This window comes from Novosphingobium sp. GV079 (assembly GCF_003058045.1).
Classification (GTDB): Bacteria; Pseudomonadota; Alphaproteobacteria; order Sphingomonadales; family Sphingomonadaceae; genus Novosphingobium; species Novosphingobium capsulatum.
Map to the genome: position 1 here is coordinate 1 of NZ_QBUE01000023.1, position 19,524 is coordinate 19,524.

The 19,524-nt window shown below is 68.1% G+C and carries 12 protein-coding genes and 1 pseudogene; 2 read left to right on the forward strand and 11 right to left on the reverse strand.

Annotated elements, in window-relative coordinates:
• Positions 1 to 143, reverse strand: a pseudogene (locus C8K14_RS20350) (biotin synthase); the annotation flags it as partial.
• A 203-nt stretch (positions 144 to 346) separates the two neighbouring features.
• Between C8K14_RS20350 and C8K14_RS20355 the strand changes: the two are divergent.
• The gene (locus C8K14_RS20355) at positions 347 to 1,654 is read left to right on the forward strand and encodes a nucleotide sugar dehydrogenase (RefSeq protein ID WP_233251166.1); all 1,308 of its coding nucleotides are present in this window, start codon (positions 347 to 349) and stop codon (positions 1,652 to 1,654) included.
• Here C8K14_RS20355 and C8K14_RS20360 read toward each other — a convergent pair.
• The 10 genes from C8K14_RS20360 to C8K14_RS20405 form a co-directional block, all read right to left on the reverse strand.
• Entirely contained in the window at positions 1,608 to 3,023 is a 1,416-nt protein-coding gene (locus C8K14_RS20360; protein ID WP_107718773.1) for a capsule biosynthesis protein, read from the reverse strand. The two genes, C8K14_RS20355 and C8K14_RS20360, sit on opposite strands and share 47 nt — an antisense overlap.
• Positions 3,024 to 3,259: 236 nt before the next feature.
• Positions 3,260 to 4,276, reverse strand: a complete 1,017-nt coding sequence (locus C8K14_RS20365; RefSeq protein WP_062788775.1) for a glycosyltransferase — start codon at positions 4,274 to 4,276, stop codon at positions 3,260 to 3,262.
• A complete protein-coding gene (locus C8K14_RS20370; RefSeq protein WP_107718776.1) occupies positions 4,276 to 5,271 on the reverse strand; it encodes a hypothetical protein in 996 nt (331 codons plus the stop codon). The genes C8K14_RS20365 and C8K14_RS20370 overlap by 1 nt, the downstream gene beginning before the upstream one ends.
• A complete protein-coding gene (locus tag C8K14_RS20375) occupies positions 5,268 to 6,116 on the reverse strand; it encodes a hypothetical protein (protein ID WP_133726899.1) in 849 nt (282 codons plus the stop codon). Before C8K14_RS20375 ends, C8K14_RS20370 begins: the two co-directional genes overlap by 4 nt.
• A 32-nt stretch (positions 6,117 to 6,148) precedes the next feature.
• Positions 6,149 to 7,180, reverse strand: coding sequence for a GSCFA domain-containing protein (locus tag C8K14_RS20380; RefSeq protein ID WP_107718781.1), 1,032 nt, complete (start codon positions 7,178 to 7,180; stop codon positions 6,149 to 6,151).
• Positions 7,180 to 8,232 carry a hypothetical protein gene (locus C8K14_RS20385; protein WP_107718783.1) on the reverse strand — a complete coding sequence of 351 codons (1,053 nt, stop codon included), beginning with the start codon at positions 8,230 to 8,232 and terminating at the stop codon, positions 7,180 to 7,182. The genes C8K14_RS20380 and C8K14_RS20385 overlap by 1 nt, the downstream gene beginning before the upstream one ends.
• The gene (locus C8K14_RS20390; RefSeq protein WP_107718785.1) at positions 8,229 to 14,411 is read right to left on the reverse strand and encodes a glycosyltransferase; all 6,183 of its coding nucleotides are present in this window, start codon (positions 14,409 to 14,411) and stop codon (positions 8,229 to 8,231) included. Before C8K14_RS20390 ends, C8K14_RS20385 begins: the two co-directional genes overlap by 4 nt.
• A gap of 89 nt (positions 14,412 to 14,500) precedes the next feature.
• A complete protein-coding gene (gene wecC / locus C8K14_RS20395) occupies positions 14,501 to 15,784 on the reverse strand; it encodes a UDP-N-acetyl-D-mannosamine dehydrogenase (protein ID WP_369974072.1) in 1,284 nt (427 codons plus the stop codon).
• Between the two features lie 498 nt (positions 15,785 to 16,282).
• Positions 16,283 to 17,461: a DUF2252 family protein gene (locus tag C8K14_RS20400; RefSeq protein WP_255420085.1), complete on the reverse strand. Its 1,179-nt coding sequence runs from the start codon at positions 17,459 to 17,461 to the stop codon at positions 16,283 to 16,285.
• Positions 17,458 to 17,694 (reverse strand): hypothetical protein, encoded by a 237-nt coding sequence (locus tag C8K14_RS20405; RefSeq protein WP_028657447.1) that lies wholly within the window; start codon positions 17,692 to 17,694, stop codon positions 17,458 to 17,460. The genes C8K14_RS20400 and C8K14_RS20405 overlap by 4 nt, the downstream gene beginning before the upstream one ends.
• 162 nt (positions 17,695 to 17,856) lie before the next feature.
• Between C8K14_RS20405 and C8K14_RS20410 the strand changes: the two genes are divergently transcribed.
• Positions 17,857 to 19,512: a family 43 glycosylhydrolase gene (locus tag C8K14_RS20410; protein ID WP_107718787.1), complete on the forward strand. Its 1,656-nt coding sequence runs from the start codon at positions 17,857 to 17,859 to the stop codon at positions 19,510 to 19,512.
• Positions 19,513 to 19,524: the final 12 nt, after the last annotated feature.

Below are 19,524 nucleotides of genomic sequence, written 5' to 3' on the forward strand. Positions count from 1 at the left end.
TGATGGTCGCGGTGCACGGCGGCGGCGCGGAACACCAGCTCGGTAAACGGCAGGTCGAACAATGCGGCGATTTCCTCGCGGCTCCAGTCGGTGCGCACCGTCGGATTGGTGACGGGGGCTTCGAGCGTGGCAAGGTCGGACATCGGGCGACTCCGTTGTGGCGGGACGGGATGAAAGCGGTTTAATCGTGCCCTTAGTCAAAGAGCGCGGACAGGGGAAGGCCCACCGTTGCACGGGGTGAACGCGCGCTTTGCTGTCCTTTGGGTAGGGCAGGGGCCATTTGCGGATTGGTAACGCCATGGGATTATGGCCAAAGGCAATTGGCATCAGCAGGAATGGAACAGGCGTGCAGGGCAACGGGGTGTTTTCGCAGACGGGCGGTCCCAGGATCGGTGTGGTCGGGCTGGGTTATGTGGGCCTGCCCCTGGCGATTGCCTTTGCCCGCAAGTTTGCCGTGGTGGGTTTTGACGTCAGCGCCCATCGCATCGCCACCTTGCGCGCCCATCATGACTATACTGGCGAGGTTTCGGCCGAGGACCTGGCTGCATCCACGCTTGTGGTGACCGACGATGCCACGGCGCTGGCGGATTGCCCGGTGATCATCGTGACCGTGCCCACGCCGGTGGATGAAAGCCGCCGCCCCGATTTCACCCCGGTGCGCATGGCCTGCGAAACGCTGGGCAAGGTGATCCGTCCGGGCACCGTGATCGTGTTCGAATCGACCGTCTACCCCGGCGCGACCGAGGAAGTCTGTGCCCCCACGATCGAGCGGGTTTCGGGGCTGAAGGCCGGCGTCGATTTCAAGCTGGGGTACAGCCCCGAGCGGATCAATCCGGGCGACAAGGAGCATCCGTTCGAAAAGATCGTCAAGGTCGTGGCCGGCGAAGACGCCGAAACGCTGGACCTGCTCGCCGATCTCTATGGCGCGGTGGTGGAAGCGGGCATTCACAAGGCCAGCTCGATCAAGGTGGCCGAAGCCGCCAAGGTGATCGAGAACACCCAGCGCGATATCAACATCGCCCTGATGAACGAGATTTCCAAGATCTGCGATCTGGTCGGCATCCGCACCAGCGAAGTGCTGGCGGCCGCTGGCACCAAGTGGAATTTCCTGCGCTTCTATCCCGGCCTGGTCGGCGGCCACTGCATCGGCGTCGATCCCTATTACCTCACCGCCAAGGCCGAACAGCTGGGCTATCACCCGCAGGTGATCCTGGCCGGGCGGCGCATCAACGATGGTATGGGCGCCTATATCGCGCAGCGCACGGTCAAGATGCTGGCCGGGGCAGGATGCGCGCTGAAAACCGCGCGTGTCGGCATCCTGGGGCTGACGTTCAAGGAAAACGTGCCCGATATCCGCAATTCCAAGGTGGAGGATATCTGGCGCGAGCTGGCCGATTTCGGCATCGCGCCGCTGGTGCACGATCCCCTGGCAGAGCCGGCCGCAGCGGCGCACGAATTTGGCATCACGCTCAGTTCGCTCGATGATTTTGCCGATCTCGACGCGGTGATCTATGCCGTGTCGCACCGTGAATATGCCGCGCTGGGCGGCGCGGCGATTGCCGCGATGCTGCGCCCCGGCGGGGTGTTGATCGACGTGAAATCTGCGCTTACGCCACAAGCGCTTCCGGCTGGGGTGCAGTACTGGAGCCTGTAAGCGGCACGGGCGCCCAAGCAGCCGGGCTGCCTGGCATATGCGGGGGAATCGGTGGGGGCGCCATGGCGAGGCCAGTGGCGCTGCCGCGCACTACGCGGCGGTAAAAGCTGCCGTTGAGCAGCGCCCGCGCCATGATCGTGCGTTCCAGTGCCAGCCACAAGGCGCGGTTCGGCGCCGCCTGCGGTGCTTCGTGCCAGAAGCGGTGCAGCGGGCCTTGGTAGGTCAACCCCGGCATGTCGTAAAAGGCGCGGCCCACGGTCTTGGTCGCGCGGCCGGCGCCCAGCGCGCTCAAGCCAACGGTGCTGTTGATGGTGATCACCCCGCGGCAATGCTGCAACAGCAGCAGGGTGGGCTGATCGTGCAGGCACAGCACCCGTTCGGCGCAACCGTGTCGCCCGGCCTCGCTCGCCACCAGGGCGCGATAGTCGCGATACCCGCGATCCATCGGGTGATGCTTGATCACCAGCAGGCAATCGGGCGGCGCATGGCGTGCAAACGAGGCGATGGTGGATGCGATGAACCCGGCCACGCCGCCGGTATCGGCATGGTGCAGCACCTGCGAATCGTTGTGCACCTGCAAGGGCACCAGGAACCAGCGCCCGCTCTCGGCCCCGGTCAGCCGTGGCAGTAGTGCCCGCTGCGCCCGCGCGCGCAGCGGCTTGCGCCAGGCAGAGCGCAGCCAGGGCAGCGCCTGCACCAGTTCGAGCGGGCGATGGTGGACATAGTGGGGAAACCGCCAGGCAAACAGCGCCCCGGCCGCGAAATAGAGCATGGCCCACAGCGCCATGCGCCAGAACGTGGGCGGGACCGGCACCACCGGCGCCGTGCCTTGCGGCCTTGGCCAGGACGGCCCGGCTGGCGTCGCGCCAACCAGCGCCTGGGCATCACGGGGCAGGGTGCTGTTGGCGTTGACCCCACCCCATTCGAACGTGAGATGGTTGGGCCGCAGATAGCCTTCCTCGAACACGCCCACGGGCACGCCGTGGCGCTGGCACACCGTGCGCGCGGCCTGGTGCACCGGGCGGCAATCACCGAACAGCATCACGCAATCGATCTGCCAGGCGGCCAGGTGCCGCTCCAGCCAGGCCGGCCATGCCGCCATCGGCCCGCGCCAGGTGTGGCCGCCGGGAAAAAACATCTGATCCCCGGCATGGAAGTTCACTTTCCACACTTGGGCCCCGGCGCGGCGCAGATCGCGCGCGAGACGGGAAAAGAACGGCCCGACTGGACCCTGCAACAGCAAGATGCGCTTGCCGGCAAAGCTCGCCCATCCCCCGTCTGCCGCATGGCCACGCCCGCCAGCGCTTGTGGCAATCCGGGCATTGCGGCTTTCGCTGCCTTCGTGCACCGTCCGTCTCCACTCCATCATGGTCGTGCCAACCGGATGATGGGTGATCGCGATCGCGCCGTGTCACCAGCGCGGAAACAACCGTTTCGCAGGCAGTAAACGCCCGATTTCCGTGGGGTTGGTGGCAAGGCAGCGTGCGGCAGATCGCGCAGCACCGTAACGCGCCACCGGAATGGGCCCTATGCCGCTCGCCCGCCTGGCAAAGCCTGTTCGATATGGAGCCATTCCCCCGGCCGTTTGCCGCCGACGTTGCAGGATTAGACCCCGGCCACGGCCGCCACTTCGGCCAGGCGCCGGTCCCAGGTGTGGTGCGCGGCGACATGCGCCGCCCCGGCGCGGGCGCGTTCCAGGTCATCCCGCTGCGGGCCGTGGCGCAACCGGGCAAACAGGTCTTGCGCCTGCGCGCCATCGCGCACCACGTGGCAGTACCGGGCAAACAGCGTATCCACCGATCGCGCGGCAGAGGTGACGGCAATGCCGCCACAGGCCAGGATCTCCACCAGCCGGCGGGAAAACATCGTGGCCGAATCCGTCACCGTGTTGACGTTGAGCGAGACCAGGTTTTCCTTGTAGATGCGCGCGGTTTCGGCGTGGGCTACGGCCGGATGCACGGTCAACCCGGCGCTGGCGGGATAGCGATAGATCGATGATGGCCGCGCTGAATTGCGGTCATAGACCGTCAGCCCCAGGCCACTGTTTACCGCTGCGGCAAAGACCATGTCCTGCCAGGCACGGCGCGCCGGGTGCACATGGGTGGAATAGCTGCCGACGAAATTGGCCTGGCGGCGGGCAAAGGCAAACCCGGTAAAACGGTGATAGGCCGGCTGCACCGGAAACGGCAGCACATGGACCGAAGCACCCGCGCCCATCGCCGCGCGATAGCGCGCCAGGCAATTGGCATCGACGGTAAAGACATGATCGAACAGCCGCGCACTGGCGATGAAACGGTCGAAATGAACCCCGTCTTCCTTGTTCCAGAACACCGTGGGAATGCCCATGTCGCGGGCGATGCGGACCAGCACGCGCAGCCGCCGGTTGGAACGCAGCCAATGATCGGGATAGCTGGCGACGCGATATTGCCAGGTCTGCGCCCACCCGGCCCAGGTGCTTTCCACCAGCAGCATGTCGGGCCGCGCGGCGGCGAGCAGGCGGTGAAAGCCATAGGCTGTGGCCAGTGCCGGCACGTCGATGATCTGGCATTCCGGCGCCAGGCAGGCGCGCGTCAACTCATCAGCCACCAGCGCGATCTTGAGCCGGGCAAAGGGCGCGGGCATCACGGCAGTGTCCGCCCGCCATCGAGCAGAAAGCGCGGCGCCGTGGCGCTGCCCGGCGGACACCACGACAGCGCCACGCGCGATCCGCGCACGATCACGCGGCGGTCTGCCGGCAGGTTGCCGAAATCGTTGCTGGTCACGCGGATACCGGTGGAGGGGCATTCCCCGCCCGCCTTGGTGCAGGCATCGGTGCGCGTCATGTCGCAGAACCACTCCTCGATGGCCGGCGCGCCATCGGCATCGCGGAAATGGTTGGCGCGGATCGTCGCCCCGCCCGATGCATCGCGCAGCTTGATCGCGCTGCCGCAGAAATCCTGAAAGGTATTGCCCTCGATCTGTGCGCCGGTGGAATGACTGGCCAGATAGATCGCGTGAAGGCCGCCGCATTTATCGCGCGGGGCGTTGCGGATGGTGTGGAAGAACACCCCGTGCACCACGGTATCGCGCGCATTGACCAGGCGGATCGCGGCGGTCGACGGGGCCAGGCCTGGCGCGACGCCTGTGTCCGTGCCGATCTGCGCCAGCACCAGGTTTTCCAGCACGGTGCCCCGGTTGAACGCGGCCGGATCGTTGCGGTTGCCGTTGAGGCTGATCGCCGTGGCATAGTGCGCGATGCGCAAGGCCCGCACCGTCAACCCGCTGTCGCGCCCCTCTGCCCCGCGAAAGCGCAGCCACGTGCCGCTGCCATCCCCCACGAACGCCGGATAGGCAGCCGGATCGGCGTTGCTCCCGGCCAGGGTCAACGGGCCATGCAGGCGCCGCCCGTCGATATTGGCACTTTGCCCGCGATAGACGCCGGGCAGCACGATCACGCGGGTTTCCTCGCCCGCCGGTGCCTGCTGCGCACGGGTGATGGCCGCGCCCAGCGTGGCAAGGGGCGCCTTGGCGCTGTGGCCATCGGTCGCATCGTTGCCATCGGCCGCCAGATAGAGCGTGGCCCCGTGCGCAGCAATCGGGGCCAGCAAGGCCAAGGCGACAAGCCAGGCGCGGATCATGCCGCCACCGCCTCTGCCACCGGCAGGCGCAGCGCCAGTGCAGTACCGAACCGAGCATTGTAGGCGGCAATCGCTTCTTCCAGCCGGCCAGCATGGCGCGCCATGTCGTCATGGTCTGCCGCGCCAAGCACCGTGGCCCGCGCGTTGCCGGTGGCGCGCGCCGTGGCGTTGCGGTTGTCTGTCGTGGTGGCGATCCGCGTGAGCTCTTCGGGCGAAGGCGCCAGGCCCAGCGGCGCAAACAGCTGGCACCCCAGCCAGCCCGGTTTGTCTGCCGCCGCGATGAAGGCATCGAGATCGAGCGGGCTGATCCGGGTGTCGAGACCCTCGGCGGCCGGCGCATCGGCAATCGCCCGCGCCTGGTCCAGGCTGTCGCAATAGCGCTCCACGAACTGGTCCATGTCGTCGGAAAACCAGGGCATGGCTTTGAGCGAGAGCCAGCAGTCGGCCGGGTTGCGGATACAGTGCAGCCACACCAGCCGGGCAAATGCCGGCTGCACGATGGCGCTGATCGCGGCGCTCTGCCGCTCCATCTGCGGGCACTTGAAGCCGTGCAGATCAGCCCCTGGCTTGCTGATCCGCCGCGCCTTGGACAGCAGCGTAAACAGGTCGATCACGCCCTGCGCGCGCTTTTGCCGGTAATAGTTGGCGGCATACCCCGTGGCATAGGCGCGATCCCCGGCGGCCAGCGTGGCGCGAATGGTCTGGATCAGGCCGCTGCGGATTTCGCCCTGCAGGCACAGGCGCGGATGGGCATTGAGGAAATCGGCAAACTGGCGCGTGCCGCAGCGAGGCATGCCGCACAGCACGATGAAGGTTTCAAGCGGCAGGCGCTGGGATGGGGGCACGGGCGTCATGGTCCTTGGCCAAGAGGGGGGCGTCACAGGGTCTCGGTAATGCGGCCTTCCTCGCAGATGGCCTCCGGCTCGGCTGCGGCAACGTGGCCCTGCGGGGCAAAGGCTCTGGCCAGCGGGCCGGCGAAGAAATGGCGCATCACCAGATCCACCCCCATCGCGTTCACCGTGCGCAGATCGGGGTTGAAGAACATGCCCCGGCTGGGATGCCCGGTGATGATCTCATAGCTGGGGAAATAGCTGATATCGTGATGATCGGCGGCGAGATCACCCGCCACGGCGCGCAGCACCGATTTGGAATAGACCGTGGCCGGCAGCACATGCTCCGCGCTGGCCGTGGCCATCAGCGGTACGGGCGACACGGTCAACAACATGCGCGCGGCGGGGTTCACCTCTTTCACCAAGGCCCAGAACGCGGCCATGTCGGCCAAGACCTCGTGATGGCGCAGATTGCGAAAGGCGTGGGCTGCGGAATCGAAACTGCCCGCCAGGGTGCCGGGCGCCGTGGGGTAGACCGTGCCATCGGCCAGGCTTTCCCAGCATTCGGTCAGGCCCAGGGTGAACACAATGACATCCATGGTTTCCAGCATGGTGCGCACCGCCCCCAGATGCAGGCGCCGCGCCAGCAGCACCGTGTCGGCCGTGGCGTGCCCGGCGGGATCGACGGCAGGGCGCAGCGCGTCGTAAAAGCGGCCCTCGCGCTCCCACACCACCTCGGCCGGGCGCCGGCGGGCCAGCGCCTCTTGCGCCAGTTGCAGCATCTGCCGCGCGGTATAGACGTTGCCATAGCGGCACGAAAATACGCCATAGCCAAAGCTGCGCGCCTCGGCCGCATCGGCAAAGACCGGCGGCGGCGGCTCGCAATCGAGGAAGTGCGCGCCGCGCGCGGCCAGGGCATGGCCGATATGCTGGGCAAAGCAGCTGCCGGCGGTGGCGATGCGGTCTTCGGGCGAGAGCGCGATCGGGTCCCACAGTTCGGCAATGTCTGCCAAGTGGCGCTCGGCCACGGCGCTCGTCCAGAAGGCGCGCGGCGGCAGGCCGCGATAGGGGTTGCGCATCAGGCAGGTTCCTTGGCTGGTGCAGGCAGTGAGGGGGCAGGCGTGGCGGCATCGGCGCCGGTGAACTGGTGCCGCAGCCAAGCTTCCAGCCGCGTACCGGCGGCCTGCGCGGCGGCATCCACCTGGCCGGGCTTGGCCTTGGCCTTGGCCGGTCCGCCGCGCGGCACTGCGGGTGGGGCCGGGCGCTGGCGCAGCGCATGCCAGGTATCGAGCAGATCGGCCGGCGTGGCGGTGGGGCTGATCACGGCCGCGCGCAACCAGTCGGCATAGGCATCGCGCGGCAGGCTGTGGCCGTGAACACCATGGAATTCGCTGTGGAACACCACGCGATCGGCCTCGGTCAGCCCAGCAATGGCCGCCGCAAACGGCAGCATGTGCGCGCGCCGGTGGTGCCGATCGCCCAGCGACTGGATATAGACCACCAGGTTGCGAAAGCCCGCGCCATAGAGCGCGGTGCAATCGGCCATGGTCACCCCGTCGAGCGCGGCATTGCTGGCCAAGCCTGGCCAGCACGCCGTGCGATAGGCGCTCACCAGCGGGGCGTGATAGCGGGTGATGCGGGTCTGCGGGTTGCCCACCACGGCAATCGATCCGGGCATGGCGTGCGATTGCGCCAGGGCGGCAAATCCGCCACCCGACGTGCCGAAAAAGATCGTGCGCTCTATGCCCCAAGCTTTGGCCATTTCGGCAAAGGCGCGGGTGAGCAGCGCGGGCGTGTCGAAATCCCGGTGTCCGGCAAACCAAGCGATGGCGAAATCGCCCGGCACCTGCAGCGAGGGATCGCTGACCGCCACCTGGATGCAATCGGCCAGATCGGGATTGAAGCCATTGAACGCGCCGCGGTGGCGTCGCGCCGGATCGGCCGCGCCGTGCAGGCTTATCACCATGCGCGTCGCCTGCGGAACAAGGCGCACACGGAATGCGATCGGCACCGTATCCAGGCCGCGCGGGGCCAGAAGCGTGTGGGTGCGCACGTTGAAGCGGTTGTCACCGGGGCGCAGCGTGGCGAGCTTGCGGCGCAGGCTGCGGACAAAGGCGCTCATGTTGGTCATTGCGCCGCCTCCAGCATCAGCGGTGTATGATCCAGTGCCAGCAGCGGGTGCAACAGGCGCGCTGCGCTCTCGCCCACCCCGCGCCAGGTGCGCTCCGCCGCAACCCATGCGCGGCCCTGGCGGCCGAGGCGGGCGCGCAAGCCAGGATCAGCGATCAGCTGCGCCAGCGTCCCCGCCAAGGCAGGCGCATTGCCCTTGGCAAAGGCCAGCCCGGTGTGCCCGTCGGCGATCATGTCGGCCAGCGCGCGCACATCGGAAACCACCACCGCCTTTTCCATCGCCAGCGCTTCCAAGGGTTTCATGGGCGACACCATTTCGCACACCGGCCAGGGCTTGCGCGGGAACGGGCAGATATCGATCAGCGAGTACCAGCTTTCCACTGCCTCATGCGGCACCCGGCCGGGCATGATCAGCCAGTCGGCAAAGCCGCCGTTCTCGGCCATGGCGGCAATGGCTGCGCCAATCGGTCCGTCCATGGTGCTGCTGGTATTCTCGCTGCCCACCAGCAGCAGGCGGAAAACGTGGCCCTGGGCCTTGAGCAGCGCGCAGGCAGCGGCAAGATCGTCCAGCCCTTCGTAATCCACGAAAGTGCCGATGTAGCCGATCACCGGCACGTCCGCAGGAATGCCCAACTGGCGGGCCAGCGCAGCATCGCGTGGGCGTGGGGCAAAGCGCGCCGGATCGCAGGAATTGGGCAGCAGCGCGATGCGGCCCGGTGCCACGCCGCGTGCCGCCAGTTCCTCGGCCATCGGCTCGGTCAGCGTGAACACCTGGTCTGCCGCCTGGGCAATCGCGGCCTCCAGCCGTTCCTGCACCTGATAGGCCGGCGTCGCGCGATAGCTTTCCTCGCGCGACATCTTGGTCACTTCCCAAAAACCGCGCACTTCATAGGCAAAGGGAATGCCCAGCCGTCGCGCCGCGATCAGCGCGGGCAGCGCCACCAGATGGTTCGATGCCGCCATCACCAGCGCCGGGCGCAGCGCGTGATAGCGTTCTTCCAGCGCGCGGGCGGCGGCGGGAATATAGTGCACATAGCGCAGATCGGTGCGGGCCGGCGTGGGCGTGCGCAGATAGGGCACACCGTCGATCACGTCAGCCTCGGGCACGGCGCTGTCCGCCAGGTCTTGCAGCACATCATGGGGAAAGCCCGGCCGCGTCATCGCCAGCACATCGGAACCCGCCGCGATCAGTCCGCCCGCCAAGCCATGGGTGCGCGTGGCATAGCCGCCGGTGGCATAGGGCAGGCTGTTGTGCAGCATGTAGCAGATACGGCCTGGCACCGGCGCGAGCAGCCGTGGCCCGCGTGGGGCGATCAACTGGAGCAGGTCCAGCTGCCCGGCCAGCCCCAGGCCCAGGCGCTCGATCCGGGCCTGCGCGACAGGATTGGCCCGCGCATCGGGATGGTGGCGCATTTCCAGCATCCAGCGCGCGCAGTGGTCAAACGCCCCCGCGCGCTGCGCGGCGGCATAGGCGCCGGCGAGGGTGCTCAGGCCCCGGTCGATCGCCACGGCTTCCTGCGCGGCGCGGCATTCTGCGGCAAGCTGGCCCGCTTCGCCCGCCGCCTTGCCCAGGCGCAGCCACTCGCGCGCGGCCTGTGCCGGATCGGCAAACGGCGTGGCGGCCATGGCGGCGTGCACGCTGGCCAGATCTGCGTCGCCCAATGCGGCGATCAGCCGAGGCGCATCGGCCACGATCCAGCCACTGTCGCCCGCTTCGGCCAGGTCCGCCGCCTCATCCTGCGCATCGATATCGCGGCTGGGCAGCGTCTGCGTGATGGCTTGTGTGATGCTGGCCCAGTCGCGGTGGGCGGTGGCATGGTCGCGGGCGGCCTGGCCCATGCGGTGGGCCATGCCGGGATCACGGGCCAGGGTGGCGATGGCCTGCGCCAGGTCTACGGCATCGCCGGGGGCGAAGAACAGCGCAGTTTCGCCCTCCTGCGCCTCGGCACGGAACACCGGCAGATCGGGCACCACGGCGGGCAGGCCCAGGGCCATGGCGTCGACCAGCTTGATCGGCGGGATCAGTTCGGTCACCGCGCTGCGGCGGCGCGGCAGGCAGGCGATGTGGCAGGCGGCCATGCGTGCCCGCGCGGCATCGGGTTCGAGCCGGCCGGTAAAGCTGACTGCCTGCGCCAGGCCCAGGCGCGCGGCCTGCTTTTCCAGGCTTTCGCGCAAGGGGCCATCGCCCATGATCACCAGGTCGATGCGCAAGCCCTGCTCATGCAGCATGGCCAGGGCATCGAGCAGCAGGTCCAGCCCTTCATAGGCGACCAGCGCCCCGGCATAGCCGATGGTAGTGGTGGCAAGCGGCGCGGCGGCAATCGTGGCAAAGGCGGGCGCGTCGATGCCATTGGGCAGCAGGGCCACGCGGGCGGGATCAAGGCCCCATTGCCCGATGACATGATCGGCCAGCGGCGCCGAGATGGTAAAGACCCGATCGGCTTGGCGCGCCACCAGGGCTTCCAGGTCCAGCCCCAGGGCATGGCGCTCGGTGCCGGCAAAGCCGGGCACATTGGCCGCGCGGCTCATTTCCCACAGACCGCGCAGTTCATAGTGGAAGGGAATGCCCAGGCGCCGCGCCGCGATCAGCGCTGGCAGGGCGTTGACGTGGTTGGACGCGGCGTGGATCGCGGCGACGCGGCGTGCCTTGGCCAGGCGGGCAATGCCGATGCTGGCCCGCTCGATATAGATGTCGAGCGGCAGGGATTGGCTGGGCTGGCGCAAGTGTTGCCAATCGAGGCCTTCATGGCTGCTGGCCAGGGCCTCTGGTGTGCCGGCGCTGTCGGCGCGGTCCCAGGGATAGCCGGCGCGGGTCAGGGCGACCAGATCGACGCCTTGCGCCAGCAGGGCGCGCAGCAGGGCCTGGGTGCGGGTGGTATAGCCGCTGGTGTGCCAGGGCAGGGCGCTGGCGGCGCAATAGAGCAGGCTTTGCGGGCGCGGATCATAGGCCGGCGCGGCCACGGGCGGCAGGTCTGGCAGGGCCTGCGCCATGGCGGCCAGGGCCTGGATCTGCTGCGCGCGGCTGCTTTCCGATCCACTCAACGCGGTATCGGCAGGCAGGCCGGCCAGCAGCGCGGCGGGCCGGGTCAGTTCGCCAGCGTCATAGAGCCGGAATGCCAGCCACTTCGCCCGCCACGGTTGCGGATCGGCGGCATAAGCCCGCTCGCCCAGCCGGGCGGCCGCCAGCGGATCGCTGTCCTGAATCTGGCGCGCCTCTTCGGTCAGGGTGCGGGCCAGTGCCTGGGCCTGTGCCCGTTCCCGCGCCGCTTGCGCGGCGGCCAGTTCCGCCGGATCGGGGGCCGGTTCGGGCGCGGGTGGATGCAGGATCTGCTGGATGCGCCGCGCTTCCGATCGGCTGAGCGGCAGGTCAGCGGGCAGGGTCTGCAGCATGTCTATCGCCCGCGCCGTTTCGCCGGCCTCGTGCAGGCGCAGGCCGAGCCACTTGGCGCGCCAGGGCTGCGGATCGATCGCATAGGCCTGCTCGCCCAGCCGGGCCGCCGCCAGTGGATCGCGGCCTTGAAGCTGCATCGCCTGTTCGGTCAGGGTGCGGGCCAGTGCCTGGGCATGGGCCCGTTCCCGCGCGGCCTGCGCGGCGGCCAGTTCCGCCGGGTCGGGGGCCGGTTCCGGCGCGGGGGGATGCAGGATCTGCTGGATGCGCCGCGCTTCCGATCGGCTGAGTGGCAGGTCTGTGGGCAGCGACTGCAACAGGTCTATCGCCCGTGCTGTCTCACCGGCCTCGTCCAGGCGCAGGCCCAGCCATTTGGCGCGCCAAGGCTGCGGATCGATGGTCTGGGCCTGTTCAGCAATGGCAATCGCGGCTGGCAGATTTGTTCCGGCCAGGGCGCGCGCCTCGCGTGTCCATGTTGCAGCCTGGGCCAGCGCTTGTTCGGCAGCATGGCGCGCAGCATCGCCGTCAGTTGTGGCCGGCAGGGCAGGCTCGGGCAGGGGGGCGGGCGCAGGTTCCGGCTCGCGCAGCGTCTGGGCAATGGTCAGCGCGATGGTGGCCCAGTCGCGATGGGCGGTGGCATGGTCGCGGGCGGCCTGGCCTATGCGGTGGGCCATGCCGGGATCATTTGCCAGGGTGGCGATGGCCTGCGCCAGGTTTGCGGCATCGCCGGGGGCGAAGAACAGCGCGGTTTCGCCCTCCTGCGCCTCGGCACGGAACACCGGCAGATCGGGCACCACGGCGGGCAGGCCCAGGGCCATGGCCTCGACCAGCTTGATCGGCGGCACCAGTTCGGTCACCGCGCTGCGGCGGCGCGGCAGGCAGGCGATGTGGCAGGCGGCCATGCGTGCCCGCGCGGCATCGGGTTCGAGGCGCCCGGTGAAACTGACGGCCTGCGCCAGGCCCAGGCGCGCAGCCTGCTCTTCCAGGCTGTCGCGCAAGGGGCCATCGCCCATGATCACCAGATCGATGCGCAAGCCCTGCGCATGTAGCATGGCCAGGGCATCGAGCAGCAGGTCCAGCCCTTCATAGGCGACGAGCGCGCCGGCATAGCCGATGGTGGTAGTGGCATGGCGCGCGGCGGCAATCCCGGCAAAGGCAGGTGCGTCGATGCCATTGGGCAGCAGGGCCAGGCGCGCAGGATCGAGGCCCCATTGCCCGATGACATGATCGGCAAGCGGCGCCGAGATGGCAAAGACCCGATCTGCCTGGCGCGCCACGAAGGCTTCCAGCTCAAGGCCCAGGGCATGGCGCTCGGTGCCGGCAAAGCCGGGTACATTGGCCGCGCGGCTCATTTCCCACAGACCGCGCAGTTCATAGTGGAAGGGAATGCCCAGGCGCCGCGCCGCGATCAGCGCGGGCAGGGCGTTGACGTGGTTGGACGCGGCGTGGATCGCGGCGACGCGGCGTGCCTTGGCCAGGCGGGCAATGCCGATGCTGGCCCGCTCGATATAGATGTCGAGCGGCAGGGATTGGCTGGGCTGGCGCAAGTGTTGCCAATCGAGGCCTTCATGGCTGCTGGCCAGGGCCTCTGGTGTGCCGGCGCTGTCGGCGCGGTCCCAGGGATAGCCGGCGCGGGTCAGGGCGACCAGATCGACGCCTTGCGCCAGCAGGGCGCGCAGCAGGGCCTGGGTGCGGGTGGTATAGCCGCTGGTGTGCCAGGGCAGGGCGCTGGCGGCGCAATAGAGCAGGCTTTGCGGGCGCGGATCATAGGCCGGCGCGGCCACGGGCGGCAGGTCTGGCAGGGCCTGCGCCATGGCGGCCAGGGCCTGGATCTGCTGCGCGCGGCTGCTTTCCGATCCACTCAACGCGGTATCGGCAGGCAGGCCGGCCAGCAGCGCGGCGGGCCGGGTCAGTTCGCCAGCGTCATAGAGCCGGAATGCCAGCCATTTCGCCCGCCACGGTTGCGGATCGGCGGCATGGGCCTCTTGCGCGGCCTGCGCGGCCGCCACGGGATCAGACTGGCGCAGCGCGCGCGCCCGTGCCGCATGGGCGTCGGCCCGCGCGATCTGCGCGCGGCGTTCGTGTTGCGCTGCCTTGCGCGCGGCCTGGGCCTCTGCCCGTGACAGCGCGGTGGGTGACAGGCGCGGCAGGGGCGGGAGAGCGGCGGGCGGCGAAACCTGTGCCAAGGCATCGTCCTGCGCCGGGGTGGCTTCGGGCAAGGCGGGGATGGCGGGGGAGGGACGCGTTGCCGGACGGCGCAGCGCAAGCAGCGCGGCAGGCATGCCGAGCCAGCGCTGCGGCTTGCGCCAGCGCTGCAACAGCGTGTCTCCCAGGCGATAGGCCGGCGAATCTTCCAGCGCCGCCACGCGTGTTTCGTAGCTGGCGAGGACGCGCTCGTGGCGCTCGGCCTGCTGCGCGGCGGCCAGGCGCGCATGCTGGGCGGCGGCGCGCCACGCTGCCGCCTCTGCGGCATAGGCGGCGAGATCGGCCGCGAGCAGTGCCACGTCGCCAGGGTTGACGCACGGAGCGGCGGCGGCATCTGCGGCAGCGTCGCTGTGGTCGCCATCGCCGGGGGAGATACCGGCGCCGTCATTGCCGCCTTGCATGACCCCGCTTTCCTGGCCCAGCGCTGGTGACAGGGCCAGTGCCGATGCAGTTGCCAGCGCGGGTGCATGGCATGATGGCGCGGGCAGCGCATGGGCAAGGGTTTGCGTGTCGGTCATCGGCTCCCCACGGCGCCCCGGCCAGGCGGGGCGAGCATAGCTGTGGCGAACACCCGATCCGAAACGCATGGCCGGTATCGGTGGCAATGTTGCCACCCTGGCCGCGTTATCCGCCGGCCCGGCTGCGTATAAGGCAGCAGGCCTGGCGGATCGGGTGCTCAGTCTGTCCAGATCCCGCGCGCGTCGACGATCTCCACCCCGTCGCGCCGCTTGGGCGAAACGGTCTTGAACGGACGATGGTCAACCAGCAGGGTCCAGACATCGGCTTGGTCGAGGGCGGCAAAGCCATCGATCAGTTCCACGCCGCAGGCCGCCAGCGCGGGCGGCAGCACGGCAATGTTGGGTTCCACGACCAGCAAGGGCCGGGTGAAATGGGTGGCCAGTTCCTTCACGATATCCACCGCCGGGCTTTCGCGCAGATCGTCGATATCGGGCTTGAAGGCGAGGCCGAAGGTGGCGACGCGCACCTGATCGGCCGTGCAGCCCTTGCGCGCGGCGACGGCGCGGGCGGCGGCCAGCACCTTTTCAACCACCCAGTGTGGCTTGCTGTCGTTAACCTGGCGCGCTGTGTGGATCAGCCGCGCCTCTTCCGGGCTGCGGTTGACGATGAACCACGGGTCCACCGCGATGCAGTGTCCGCCCACGCCCGGGCCGGGCTGCAGGATGTTGACGCGCGGATGGCGGTTGGCCAGCCGGATCAGTTCCCACACGCTGATGTCCAGCTTGTCGCAGATGATCGACAGTTCATTGGCAAAGGCGATGTTCACGTCGCGAAAGGCGTTTTCGGTCAGCTTGCACATTTCCGCCGTGCGCGCGCTGGTCACCACGCATTCGCCCTTCACGAACGTGCTGTAGAGCGAAACCGCCTCGGCCGAGCAGCGCGGGGTGAGGCCGCCGATCACGCGGTCGTTCTCCACCAGCTCGCGCAGGACATGGCCCGGCAGCACGCGCTCGGGGCAATAGGCCACGGCGATATCTGCCGCCCCGCCCGCATCTTGCGGGAACGACAGATCGGGCCGTGCCTGCGCCAGCCACGCGGCGATCTGCTCGGTCGTGCCGACCGGCGAGGTGGATTCGAGCACCACCAGGTTGCCCTTGGCCAAAACCGGGGCGATCGCGTTGGCAGCCGCCTCGATATAGGAAAGATCGGGTTCGTGCCCATCGCGGAACGGGGTGGGCACGGCGATCAGAAAGGCATCGGCCGGTTCGGGGCGCAGCGTGGCGCGCAGGCGACCTTCGCGGGCAGCGGCGTGGACGACCATGTCAAGATCGGGCTCCACGATGTGGATGCGCCCCTTGTTGATGGTCTGCACGGCGATTTCGTTGACGTCCACACCGATCACTTCGATCCCGCGCGAAGCGAAGACGGCGGCCGTCGGCAGGCCGATATAGCCAAGGCCGATCACGGAAACCCGCTTGAAGCGGTGGGCTGGGGTCATCATCTCTTCGGTTTCATCCCTCAAAGGCGCCGCAGTGGCCATGGCGCATGCCCCCTTTCCTACGTGATATCCCGTGGCAAAAGCCTTAAGATTGCAGAGCCCCGGGCTTTGGACGGGATGCCGATGGCGGCACGCCCGGCCAAAGCCGCGAAACCGGTGCGCAGTGGGCCGCCATGGCGGGCGGTGGTTCGGCCAGTGGATGGCAGACCGGAGCCACCGCCGCGCGGGCGACCGTATTGCGAGTGATCGGCGGCGTGTTGCTGCCGGTGAAAGGATCATTCCCCAGTTCCGCCCGCCTCGCGAGCCCAGAAACCTCCGGAAGCAATCAATCGCGGACGCGGCTAAAGCGCCATCCGCACAAATACTGAGTATTTACCTTCGTTTCGGATGCGACCCGCTGCATGCACAAAGCTGGCGCACGATTTCACCCGCGCCACAGGGCGGGAATCGCTGCAGATTCGGATTTCCGGAGGGCGCCTGGAGCCCGTTAGTGGGGCTGCATCATGCCAGGCGGCGGCAATGGTCGAGATAGCCGGCCTCGTGCCGGGCGGCGAGATCGACCACGCTGCGCCACAGCCACGATGGTGCCTGGTCGTCGGCAGGGGCTGGTTGCAATGCGTCTTGCCAAGCGCGGCGCACATCGTCGCTCATCTGCCGGGCATGGGCCATGCCGACGATATAGGCGAGATAGGAGGCCGCCGACACGGCCTGGCGGCGCGAGAACTGCTCCACCTCGATCTTGAGGTCCTGCGGCGCCAGTTCGCGCAGCACCACGGGCTTGCCCAAGAGATGGGCCGGGATCATCCGTTCCCCCAGATTGGGCGCCAGCGCACAGGCCCCCGCAACCACGCGCGCGGCCGGGTTGCTGGGCATCGCCACCCCATCGGCAGCTGGCGCCACGGAATGCACCGCTTCCTTGATATCCACCAGCGCCAGGTATTCCGGGCCTTTGTCCTGCGCGCCAACGCCAAGCACCACGGCATAGCGCAGCCGGCCCAGCGAACTGCATCCCTTGCGCCAATAGGCCGCATCCAGCACGCGCACCCGCCCTTCGCCGGCATGCCCGGCCAGGGCCAGCGCCTTTGTCCGCACGGTTGGATCGTCGAAAAGAGCAGTAATGGCTTCGCGTTCGGCCGCCGCCAAGGGCCAGAAACGCTTGCCCAGCGGCAGGCTGGGCGTGGGGCCGTCGATCCGCTCGTTGGCAAGATGACGCCATTTGCGCCCGGCCGCACGGCGACGCACTGCGCGCACCACCTTTGGCTCGGTGGGATCGTCTTCGGGCTCGGGGGAAAGCGCGCGGGAATAGCCGTCGATCATCGCGGCCAGCATCTGCGCGGTGACAATGCCCGGTAGGTCTGAACTGCGCGCCGCCGTTTCCAGCGAAAGGCCCAGGCGAATAAGATCTAGCGCCGGATTGCCGATCACCGTCTGGTCAAGATCGCGGATCTGGACAGCAAAATCGTGGTGCCGATCGGCCAGCGGCCCGAGATTGCCAAGATGGCAATCGCCACAGATCCACACCTTCGGCCCCACCGGCACTTGGGCCATAGCCGGCGAGGCTTCCAGCCATTCATAAAATTGTGCCGTATTGCCGCGCACATAGGCGTGCACCGAGCGCGCCATTTTCAGCGCCCGGCGAGCCTCCAGCGCGGCATGCCGGCGTTCCGGGGTGATCTTCAACCCGGATGGCCTGCGTGCGCAGCGGCCTTGGCTTCACGGGCCTTCTTGGCATAGTGGTGATGGGCAACGATGCAACCTGCCGCAGCACCGGCCAGCGCATGGCCCTTGCCAACGAAGTGACCGGCAACGCCGCCGGCCATGGCGCCGCGGATGCATCCCTTGGCCATGGCCGGCTGGACCGAAACGGTCGCAGTGGCAGCCATCGCAGCGATCAGAACCAGAGCCTTGCGCATCGAGAAATCTCCTTCGCGGCGATAAAGCGCGGGGTGGAGGATGTGTTCCATGACAATTTGGTCATGGCCGCCCCCCGGCCCGGCCCGCCACGCCTGATGCCACCTTGCCATGCGCCAGCGCCCAGTTCATACAGGTATGATAATTCTAATTTGGAGAGGCCAATGCAAACCCGCCGCGCAACCATCAAGCTCGCGCTCGCCAGTGCCGTGGCAGGCTCGGGCGTCGGGGCGGGCGCGGCGTCGGGGCAGGCGCTGGCAACCGACGACCGGCGTGCCTGCGGCCAGTCGTTCCGGCCTGCCTGGCCGCGCGGCATAGAGGGCCAGCGCAAGGCCGACATGGGTGATGGGCGCTACCTCAACCCCATCCTGGCGGGCGACTATCCCGATCCTTCGGTGCTGAAGGACGGCGATGATTATTACATGACGCATTCGTCGTTCGATGCGGCGCCCGGGCTGCTGATCTGGCATTCGCGCGATTTGGTGAACTGGCGCCCGCTCGGCCCGGCCTTGGCCAAGCCCCTGGGCACCGTGTTCGCCGTCGATATTGCCAAGCACGGCGATCGCTATTTCATCTACATCCCGTTCATGAAGGCGCCGTGGTCACCGCCGCTCGCCAGTTTCGCCAATATCTACGTCATCCACGCGCCGTCGATGGAAGGGCCGTGGAGCGATCCCATCGATCTTGGGATCGGCGAACTGATCGATCCTGGCCATGTCGTGGGCGAGGATGGCCACCGCTACCTGTTCTTCAATGGTGGCAAGCGGGTGCGCCTGACTGCCGATGGCTTGGCCACCGCTGGCCCGGTCGAAACCGCCTATCAGGCATGGCATTATCCCGATGACTGGATCACCGAGGCGTGGTCTCCCGAAGGGCCCAAGCTGTTTCGCCGTGGGCCGTGGTTCTACCTCGTCAACGCAGTGGGTGGCACCAGTGGCCCGGCGACAGGGCACATGGTCGCGGTCGCACGGGCGCGATCGATCAATGGACCCTGGGAGAATTGCCCGCATAACCCGATCGTGCGCGCCACATCGGATGCCGACCCGTGGTGGTCGCGCGGCCATGCCACCGTTGTGGAAGGGCCGGGCGGGCGCTGGTTCATGGTCTATCACGGGTATGAAAACGGCTATCTCACGTTGGGCCGGCAAACCTTGCTCGAGCCCATCGAATGGACCGCCGATGGTTGGTTCCGCGCCACTGGGGGTGATCTCTCACAGCCGCTGGCCAAGCCTGGCGGCCAGGCGTTGCCTCATGGCCTTGCGCATTCCGACGACTTTGCCGCCGATGGACTCGGTCGCCTGTGGTCGCTCTATGCCAGCGCGCCTTCGGACAGCGCACGCGTGCAGGTGTCTGGCAACAGCCTGGCGCTGGCTGCCAAGGGCAGCAGTCCGCAGGATGCAACGGTGCTGACCCAGCAAGTGGGGGACTGCGCCTATGCGATCGAGGTGGATGTCGAACTGCAAGGCGAAACGCAGGGTGGCCTGCTGCTGTTCTTCGATGACCGGCTGTTCCTGGGCATGGGCATCGATGGACGGCGCATGATCAGCTATCGGGGCGGCAAGCCCACCTATTGGCAGGAACCGGCGCCGCCCACGCGCCGCTTGCACATGCGCATCACCAACGAACGGCAGGTGGTGACCTTCTACTACAGCCTCGATGGCCAGGCTTGGACGCGCCATGGCGTGCGCAGCTATGTCGAGGGGTATAACGCCAACACGCTCGACAATCTGCTCAGCCTGCGCCCGGCATTGTTCGCTGCCGGCAAGGGGCAGGTGGTGTTCCGCGCCTTCCGCTATCGCGCCCTGCCGGACCCGGCCTGATGCCGGCACGGT